Origin of the sequence: Nocardioides albidus (assembly GCF_006335005.1) — a bacterium.
GTDB lineage: Bacteria > Actinomycetota > Actinomycetes > Propionibacteriales > Nocardioidaceae > Nocardioides > Nocardioides albidus.
This window is the reverse complement of sequence record NZ_VDMP01000026.1, coordinates 265,808-269,799: the sequence shown is the minus strand read 5'-3', so window position 1 is coordinate 269,799 and position 3,992 is coordinate 265,808. Positions and strand designations below refer to the sequence as shown.

At 72.4% G+C, this 3,992-nt stretch carries 6 protein-coding genes; 5 read left to right on the top strand and 1 reads right to left on the bottom strand.

The window, feature by feature from the left end:
- The 3 genes from FHP29_RS21830 to FHP29_RS17090 all read left to right on the top strand — a co-directional run.
- Positions 1-396: hypothetical protein (locus FHP29_RS21830; RefSeq protein ID WP_158296612.1), on the top strand; the 396-nt coding region annotated here is incomplete at its 5' end.
- Between the two features lie 90 nt (positions 397-486).
- A complete protein-coding gene (locus FHP29_RS17095; protein WP_139624072.1) occupies positions 487-1,035 on the top strand; it encodes an RNA polymerase sigma factor in 549 nt (182 codons plus the stop codon).
- 21 nt (positions 1,036-1,056) lie between these two features.
- Positions 1,057-1,833 carry an enoyl-CoA hydratase/isomerase family protein gene (locus FHP29_RS17090; protein ID WP_139624071.1) on the top strand — a complete coding sequence of 259 codons (777 nt, stop codon included), beginning with the start codon at positions 1,057-1,059 and terminating at the stop codon, positions 1,831-1,833.
- On the opposite strand, the gene FHP29_RS17085 is transcribed toward FHP29_RS17090, so the two are convergent.
- Complete coding sequence (locus FHP29_RS17085) at positions 1,817-2,719, bottom strand: acyl-CoA thioesterase (protein WP_139624070.1); 903 nt, start codon at positions 2,717-2,719, stop codon at positions 1,817-1,819. The two genes, FHP29_RS17090 and FHP29_RS17085, sit on opposite strands and share 17 nt — an antisense overlap.
- An 82-nt stretch (positions 2,720-2,801) precedes the next feature.
- Between FHP29_RS17085 and FHP29_RS17080 the strand changes: the two genes are divergently transcribed.
- Together FHP29_RS17080 and FHP29_RS17075 are read left to right on the top strand one after the other, a co-directional pair.
- Positions 2,802-3,398 carry a GNAT family N-acetyltransferase gene (locus FHP29_RS17080; protein WP_139624069.1) on the top strand — a complete coding sequence of 199 codons (597 nt, stop codon included), beginning with the start codon at positions 2,802-2,804 and terminating at the stop codon, positions 3,396-3,398.
- A gap of 9 nt (positions 3,399-3,407) precedes the next feature.
- Positions 3,408-3,920 carry a MarR family winged helix-turn-helix transcriptional regulator gene (locus FHP29_RS17075; protein ID WP_139624068.1) on the top strand — a complete coding sequence of 171 codons (513 nt, stop codon included), beginning with the start codon at positions 3,408-3,410 and terminating at the stop codon, positions 3,918-3,920.
- The last annotated feature ends 72 nt before the right edge of the window (positions 3,921-3,992 follow it).

Here is a 3,992-nt window from a genome sequence, read left to right as displayed (position 1 = left end):
CCGAGTCCCGGAGACGTCGGAACCCCACACTCCGACGTACCCACCCCGCCCGGCAGCCCCCTGTCCCCGGGGCTGCCGGGCAGCTCCTCGTCCTCCTCGACCGACCGCGCCACCGATCCGCGCGGCACCGGCGAGGGGAAGGGCCGCGGCCTCGGCTCGAAGGGCCGGTCCGAGGGCCAGCCCAAGGACAAGCCTGACCCGAAGAAGGGCGACAAGGCCAAGGGCCATCCGAAGGGTCCGGCGACCGACAAGCCCGACGACCAGGACCGTGGCTCCGACGCGGTCACGCCCCCCGACGACACGGTCGACAACCTCCTCAAGGGGGTCCTGGAGGACCCCTCCGGGGCCAAGGGGAACGACAGCAGGCAGGACGACGACCGACGTCCGACGCACTGACCGCGAGGAAATGTCCCGCTTCAGGCTCGCAGGCGGGACAATAGGACGCGGGGTCCGGTGCAAGGTCCGGGCAACGCCTGAGCAACAGGGGTGGGGACACGTCCGGTGCGGGCCGACGACGAGCTCGTCACTGCTGCGAAGCGCGGTGACGCCGCAGCGTGGCGCGAGCTCTATCGCGCGCACGCCGGTCGACTGCTGCTGTGGCTCGAGGCGCGCGCCTCGCCCGGCGGCGAGGCGCCCGACGACATCGCCGCCGCCGCCTGGCTCGTCGCGGCCGAGCGGATCGCCGACTTCCACGGCAGCGGATCCGACTTCGGCGGGTGGCTGTTCGGCATCGCCCGCAAGCACGCGGCCAACGCCTCGCGTCGGACGGCCACCCGGATCAAGGGCTTCGAGACCCTCGCCGCGGACGCCGAGCCGACGATGGCCGGCCCCGAGGGCGGCATCCTCGCCGAGGAGTGGGTGCACGACGCCCTCGCCGCCCTCCCCCCTCGTGAGCGGGACGTCATCGCCTGCACCGAGGTGCTGGACCTCGACGTGAGCGCGACCGCGGCGGCACTCGGCATGACAGCCGTGGCCGTGCGCGTCGCGCGCCACCGCGGACTGAAGCGGCTCCGGACCCACCTGGGCCCAGGATAGAACAGGTTCTATCATCGGGTCATGACGCTGCTCGTGTCCGACGACCGCCGGGTCCGCACCCTGACCCTGAACCGCCCCGAGGCACTCAACGCCTTCGACGAGGAGCTGTACGACGCCACGGCCGACGCGCTCCTCGACGCCGGCCGCGATCCCGGCGTGGCCGTCGTGCTGCTGACCGGGGCCGGGCGTGCGTTCAGCGCCGGGACCGACCTCGTCGAGATGCACCGGCTCGCGACGGACCCTGGCCTGCCCCGTGGCAAGCACGGCTTCATCGGGCTCGTCGACGCGCTCGCGGACTTCCCGAAGCCCCTGGTCGTCGCGGTCAACGGCCTCGGCGTGGGCATCGGCACGACGATCCTCGGCTTCGCCGACCTCGCCTTCATGGCCGCGGACGCGCGGCTCAAGTGCCCGTTCACCGCGCTGGGCGTCGCACCCGAGGCCGCGTCGTCGTACCTGTTCCCCGCGCTGGTCGGTCGTCAGCACGCCGCCTGGGCGCTGCTCTCCTCCGAGTGGATCAGCGCGGCCGAGGCTCAGCAGATGGGCCTGGTCCTGCAGGTGTGCGATCCGGAGGAGCTGATGGCGGTCGCACGCCGGCACGCCGAGGTGCTCGCGGCCAAGCCGATCTCGTCCCTGGTCGCGGTCAAGCGCACGATGACCGAGCCGCACCGCGACGCCGTCCGCGCGGCCCGCGACCGCGAGAACGCCGCCTTCGCCGAGCTGATGGGCGCCCCGGCCAACCTCGAGGCGCTCGCGGCGTTCGCCGAGGGCCGCGAGCCCGACTTCAGCGCCCTGCCGTGACCATGTCGCCGAGAGCCTCGGCGAGCGCCTCGCGGAACCCCGGCGCCGGGTCGACGGAGCGCTGCGTCTCCGGGTCGAAGAACACCAGCACCACCTTCGATCGGGCCAGGACGGCTCCCTCGGCCGAGCCGCCGGTGCCATCGGTGATCTCGGACTCTACGACCATCGACTTGTTGCCGATGCGCGAGACGACCGACCAGCAGTCGTAGGGCTGCGGGCGCAGCACGATCGGGGCGACATACTCCACGTCGGCCTGGGCGATCACGCTCGCCACCCGCGGGAAGCCCTGGAGCCCGCGCTGCAGGCGCCGGATCGAGGCGATCCGGGCCTCCTGGAAGAACTCGAAGTACTTCACGTTGTTGACGTGGCGGTAGATGTCGAGGTCGGAGAAGCGCACCTGGACCTGCTGGAGCTTCGCGCGGTCGCGGGGGACGTCGACGAACACCGGCCGGGAACGGTCCGCCCCCAGCTCGGCGTACGGCGCGAGGGCGTTGCGCTCCTGCTCGTCGAGGCGGCGCGGCATACCGGTCTCGAGCACGAACGGCGCCAGCACCGTGCGCGCGCGCACGTACACGAGACGTGAGCCGTCGGGCTGCTCCTCGAAGATCTCGTGGTCGAGCGTGAAGCTGGCCGCACGGATCTCGCTGACCCACGACTCGATCGACACCGGCTGGAACCGGTAGTGGAGAGGTGCGCGGAAGCTCACCTCGTGGCGGCGTACGACGTAGGCGTCGTTGTGATGGTGCTCCACCCCGGCCGCGGCCCGGCAGGCATGGAGCAGCGCGCCGCGCGCCTCCTGCAGGTAGTCGACGTACTTCACGTTGTTGACGTGGTTCAGCTGGTCGATGTCACCCCAGCGGAGGGGGCAGTCGTAGCGGTGCCGCACGCCGGGCAGACTACGCTGTCCGGGCCCGAGCGCTGGACCTGCCCGGACCCGGACCGTCGGTGCGAGGCCGTAGGTTCGACGTATGAGCATCGAGGTGCGACCCGCCACCGTCTTCGAGGACGTCAAGGCCCTCGTCGGGCCGAAGCGACCCGACGCCAGCGTGTGCTGGTGCCTGAGCTACCGGATCCCGTCGACCGTCAACAACGCGATGCGTGGTGAGGAGCGCGGCGCATTCGTCGCCCAACTGCTCGAGGAGGGGCCGCTGGGCGTGCTGGCCTACGACGGCGACACCCCTGTCGGCTGGGCCGCGGTCGCGCCCCGCTCGGCCACCACCTTCGCGCGCAACCGCAGGATCCCCCACGTCGACGACCTGCCGGTGTGGTCGCTGTGGTGCATCCGGGTCCGTCCCGGCCACCGGGGCAAGGGGATCTCCCACGCCCTGATCGGTGGGGCGATCGAGTTCGCCCGGGAGCAGGGGGCGCCCGCGCTCGAGGCGTACCCGCTCGACAACCGCGGCGCGAAGGTCGACCAGACCATGGCGTACGCCGGGTTGCGGGCCAACTTCGAGGCGGCCGGGTTCCACCACGCGGCCGACACCTCGTCGGTGCTCAACGGGCACCCCCGGGTGCTGATGCGGATCGCCTTGGAGGGTCCGCCGATGAGTGGCGGAACCTCCTAGACTGAGGCGGTGACCGACCAGAGCTCAGCGCCCGCGGCGACCGGCCGCGAGCCGCGGTGGCTCGACGCCGACCAGCAGCGGGCCTGGCGCGCGTTCCTCCTGGGCACCACCCTGCTGCTCGACCGCCTCGACGAGGATCTGCGCCGCGAGCACGGGCTCTCCGCCGTGGAGTACGAGATCCTGGTCCGCCTCTCCGAGGCAGGCGGCACCCTGCGGATGGCGCAGCTCGCCGCCTCGCTCGCCCACAGCCGCAGCCGGGTGACGCACACCGTGAAGCGGATGGAGGGCGCGCGCCTCGTCGTGCGGGAGGAGTCGCCCGCCGACGGCCGCGGCGTCGACTGCCGGCTGACCGACGCCGGGATGGACCTGTTGCGCACGGCAGCTCCCGACCACGTCGAGACGGTGCGCCAGTCCCTGGTCGACCTGGTCGAGCGCGACGACCTGATGGCGCTCGGCCGGGTCATGGACGCCGTCTGCGACCGGCTCATCTGCGCCCACCCCGAGCGCGAACTGCGGCGCTGAGGCCGGGGCGGAGGAGCCCAGCTCTCCGCGATCCGACCGTGTGCCGCCAGGGGGACGCAACCACCTACGAAT

Excerpts from the sequence above, each read along its gene's own strand:
- FHP29_RS17080 (WP_139624069.1), top strand. The coding sequence starts at position 2,802 with ATGAGCATCGAGGTGCGACCCGCCACCGTCTTCGAGGACGTCAAGGCC.
- FHP29_RS17090 (WP_139624071.1), top strand. The coding sequence starts at position 1,057 with ATGACGCTGCTCGTGTCCGACGACCGCCGGGTCCGCACCCTGACCCTG.